Annotated in this window: 3 protein-coding genes, 1 tRNA gene and 1 pseudogene; 2 read left to right on the top strand and 3 right to left on the bottom strand. The window is 70.5% G+C overall.

What is annotated here, in order from left to right; translation table 11 throughout:
- Positions 1 to 99 precede the first annotated feature (99 nt).
- Both MXD61_RS28335 and MXD61_RS05445 read right to left on the bottom strand, forming a co-directional pair.
- Positions 100 to 705 (bottom strand): ABC transporter substrate-binding protein, encoded by a 606-nt coding sequence (locus tag MXD61_RS28335; RefSeq protein ID WP_248811749.1) that lies wholly within the window; start codon positions 703 to 705, stop codon positions 100 to 102.
- Positions 702 to 1,301: an ANTAR domain-containing response regulator gene (locus tag MXD61_RS05445; protein ID WP_248811748.1), complete on the bottom strand. Its 600-nt coding sequence runs from the start codon at positions 1,299 to 1,301 to the stop codon at positions 702 to 704. The genes MXD61_RS28335 and MXD61_RS05445 overlap by 4 nt, the downstream gene beginning before the upstream one ends.
- A 245-nt stretch (positions 1,302 to 1,546) precedes the next feature.
- On the opposite strand from MXD61_RS05445, the gene MXD61_RS05440 reads away from it, so the two are divergent.
- A tRNA-Leu gene (locus MXD61_RS05440) sits at positions 1,547 to 1,619 on the top strand.
- Between the two features lie 681 nt (positions 1,620 to 2,300).
- On the opposite strand, the gene MXD61_RS05435 is transcribed toward MXD61_RS05440, so the two are convergent.
- The gene (locus MXD61_RS05435; protein WP_248811747.1) at positions 2,301 to 2,570 is read right to left on the bottom strand and encodes a tetratricopeptide repeat protein; all 270 of its coding nucleotides are present in this window, start codon (positions 2,568 to 2,570) and stop codon (positions 2,301 to 2,303) included.
- Positions 2,571 to 2,652: 82 nt separating this feature from the next.
- Here MXD61_RS05435 and istA point away from each other — a divergent pair.
- A pseudogene (gene istA / locus MXD61_RS05430) lies at positions 2,653 to 3,922 on the top strand (IS21 family transposase).
- Positions 3,923 to 4,233: the final 311 nt, after the last annotated feature.

Genomic DNA, 4,233 nt, shown 5'->3' with positions numbered 1-4,233 from the left:
AGCCGCAGAGCCTCGGGGATCTCGTCGGAGACGGTGGCCAGCACCGACCACACCCGCACACTCGCCGGGTCGCGCCCCGGCGCCAGTGGGCCCCCGGCGCTAGCGGCCCGCCCCCCGCGGCCCGCCGCCGACGCCGGTGAGGACCGGGTCGGCGTTGGACGGCGAGACGACCGGCACCCCGGCCGCGGCGAGCGTCGGCACCGCGACCCGAGCGACCAGGGAACTGACCGGTCCGACCACGCCGATGAGCCGCTCGTTCGCGGTGAACACGTCAGCGGCCTGCGCCCCACCGTCCACCCGGGCCAGGTCGTCACGGCTGGACAGCTCCAGGCGCCAGCCCGCGATCGCACCGGACTCGTTGGCCTCCTCGACGGCCAGGGCCACCGCGTTGCGCACGGCCGCACCGTCGGCCGACAGGTCACCCGACAGCGGCGCCATCACACCGATCGTGGCCACCCGCGTGCCGGCCCCACCATGACCGTCGGAGCCGTCCAGCGCCGACGCCAGGGTGAGCCCGAGCAACGACGGCACCGCCAACACGACGACCGCGAGCAGCGCGAGGAACACCCGGCCCCGACCGCTGCCTGCCCGCGCCCGTACCCACCGCCCAAGCCCGCCTGCCAGCGCCCCGAACGCCGCCCGCACCGCGACCGCCGCCCGGGACACCGCCCGGACCACCGCCCGCGGCTGGACGGGCGACGTCACGAGGTCGGCAACGCCTCACCCGACAGCACGGCCTCGGCGACAGCCCGCATGGTGCGCCGCTGGTTCATCGACGTCCGCTGGATCCAGCGGAACGCGTCCGGCTCGGTCATGCCGTGCTCGGTCTGCAGCACACCCTTCGCCCGTTCGATGATCTTCCGGGCCTCCAGGCGGCCCTGGAGGTCCTCGACCTCGGCCTCGAGGCTCACGATCTCGGTGAAACGGCTCATCGCCATCTCGATCGTGGGCAGCAGGTCCTTCTTCTGGAACGGCTTGACGACATACGCCATCGCGCCGGCCTCGCGGGCCCGTTCGACCAGCTCACGCTGGCTGAACGCGGTGAGGATGACCACCGGGGCGATGCGGTCCTTGGCGATCAGCGCACCGGCCTCGATGCCGTCCATCCGGGGCATCTTGACGTCGAGGATGCACAGGTCGGGCCGCAGCTTGCCGGCGAGGCTGACCGCCACCTCGCCGTCACCGGCCTCCCCGACGACCTCGTACCCCTCCTCCTGCAGCATTTCCCGCAGGTCGAGCCGGATCAACGCTTCGTCCTCGGCGATCAGGACCCGGCGCGGGTTCGAGGAGGGCTGGCTCATCGAGGCGTACTCCCGGTCTCGTTCAGGTAAGACAACCAGTGTGGCAGGGCGGTGGTCGACATCCGCCCGGACATGGGAGGGCGGGAGGTCGAAACGCACCCTACCCGGATAGAGTCTTCAGCGAGACGTTCCGGTCCGGATCGACCAGGATGGCCCTACCGTGCCAGCCCTGGACGACAGCCCGGCCGGCCGCCTCGCCCGCCCGGCCCGCACCACCCGCAGACCGCACCACGATCCATCCGCAGGCCCCGGTACTCCAACGGCAGAGAGACGGTGCTCAAACCACCGACAGTGTGGGTTCGAATCCCACCCGGGGTACACATAGCGTAGTAATACGATTACAATTCGACTTCGAATGAACGACGGACTTGCGACTCCACCTTGTCCCGACGGTGCCCTGCAACTCTCCGTGAAATCAAAGTCCCGGCTCAGCTACTTGAAACGGACAAAACCGCCAGCCAGCCGTGTGAGTTCCCACCCGGGTCCTTCCGACCTCCGACACATCAGGCCCCTCCCGCACCCGCCCCAGCCGCACGTTCCGGTCGACCGTCCTCGAGCCGACCCTCCGAGACGAGCCGCCGGCCTCGCTGACGGGACGCGGATCGCCGCCTGCCCTGGCAGCAGGTCGGCGAACTCGGAACCGTGTCCATGGGTGCATCTCCCGGCCCCTCACCGGCCACGCATGAGGGACCGAAGCAGCTCCCCCGTCTCTCGGTACGCCAGCGGGCCACCTCGACCGCCAGCTCACAGACCTGCCCGGTCGCCGGACCTTCACAGGCGACCACGACCAGGTGATCGACGGCTGGGATCGCCGCAATCACATCTCCGAGCATCACAGCGGCCTCCGCCGGCAGGCGGTTCAGAGCGGAACCGGGTCGATGTCGCTGTCCAGCCATACCCCGGCGACGACCCGTCGGGTGGCCGGGTGGTCACGACCGAGCACCACGCCGAGTCGATCCAGCGTCACGGACTGCAATTCCAGCGCGTCATCTCGGCGCTCTAGGGCCCGCAGGTCCAGCGCGAGGTTCGCGGCCACACCAGCGTCGACGGATGAAGCTCACCGAGCGCCCGGACCGACGAGGTCACGGTCTCGCGGTCGCGGGCGTGCGCCTCGTGGAACCGTCCCACCGCGTACAGGTCGCTGGCCAGGTTGGTCGCGCACGCCAACGTCGAAGGATGGCTTTCACCCAGCCGCCGGCTGACCTCGGCCAACGTCCGCTCGTCCCGGTCCAGAGCCACCCGCAGCTGCCCTGACCGGCGATCGATCACGGCAAGGCTCACCGTGTCGGTGACGAGCGAAAACTGACCAGGTGTTGCCGAAGTAAAACGGCGCACCCTCCAGCCTTGGAGGGTGATCACTGTGGAGGATTGGGCCGAGGTCCGGCGTCTGCACCGCACTGAGGGTGTCTCGATCAGCGAGATCGGCCGGCGGTTGGGGATCGCGCGGAACACGGTGCGCCGCGCGTTGGCGTCGGACCGGCCACCGCGGTATGAACGGGCGCCGCGGGGGGCGGTTGACCGACGCGGTCGAGCCGGCGGTGCGGGCGCTGCTGGCCGAGAATCCCCGGACGCCGGCGAGTGGGATCGCGGAGCGGATCGGCTGGACCCATTCGAGCTCGATCCTGCGCGAGCGGATCAGTCAGATCCGTCCCGAGTACGCCGGCGTCGACCCGGTGGACCGGGTCGCCTACGAGCCGGGGCAGGTCGCGCAATGCGACCTGTGGTTCCCCGAACCGAGGATCCCGGTCGGGTGGGGCCAGGCGCGGGTCCTACCGGTGCTGGTGATGACGCTGGGGTTCTCCCGCTTCACCGCCGCGACAATGATCCCTTCCCGCCAAGCCGGCGACATCCTGTCGGGGATGTGGCAGCTGATCGGCGGGGTTGGTCGGGTGACCAGGACGCTGGTCTGGGACCGGGAGTCCGCGATCGGTGGCACGGGCAAGGTGAGTGCGCCGGCCGCGGCGTTCGCCGGGACGCTGGCGACCCGGATCCGGCTGGCTCCACCCCGGGACCCGGAGTTCAAGGGCATGGTCGAGCGGACCAACCAATTTCTGGAGACCTCGTTCCTGCCCGGCCGCATGTTCACCAGCCCGGCCGACTTCAACACCCAGCTCGATGGCTGGCTGACCCGGGCGAACACCCGGCGGGTCCGCGCGATCGGCGCCCGCCCGGCCGACCTGCTCGAGACCGACCGCCAATCGATGCTGGCGCTGCCCCCGATCGGCCCGGCGGTCGGGCTGGCCCACCGCGTCCGCCTGGCCCGCGACTACTACGTCCGCCTCGACGGGGTCGACTACTCCGTGGACCCGCGCGTGATCGGCCGTTTCGTCGAGGTGACCGCGTCCGCCTGGACGGTCACCGTCACCTGCAACGGCCAGCCCGTCGCCTCCCACGAACGCTGCTGGGCCCGACACACTGTGATCAGCGACCCGGCCCACCGGGCCACCGCCACCAGGCTGCGCCACGACCACGCCGACCAGGCCGCCGCGCGCCGCCGCCACCACACCCTGCGCCAGCACACCGACGGACACGTCGTCGCGCTACGAGCGCTCCCCGACTACGACGCCCTGTTCGGTGTCGATTTCACCCCCACCACCCGCACGGAAGCGAGCAGCCAGTGACCACCACCAACATCGACGCGCCCAGCGAGGCCACGTCACCGAACAGCACAGCCCGCACCCGCCAAGCCACCACCAGCCAGTCCAGCGACGGGCTACCGGCCCTGCTCGGCTACCTGACCCGCGTGTTGAAGACGCACACCATCGGCCGGATCTGGGAACCCCTCGCCGACCCAGGGAGCTGCCGGAAAATAACTCGGGTCTGTCCAGTTAACGGTGTAACCGGGGTTGGTTGGACTACTTGCGGCCTGCGGTGAGTCGGCCGTCGAAGGCGACGTCGAAGGCGTTGAGGGCGCCTTTCCAGCGGATGACCC

This window comes from Frankia sp. AgPm24 (assembly GCF_023243055.1).
Lineage (GTDB): Bacteria > Actinomycetota > Actinomycetes > Frankiales > Frankiaceae > Frankia > Frankia umida.
Note: the sequence above shows the minus strand (reverse complement) of the source record. Positions and strands in the feature narration are given on the sequence as shown.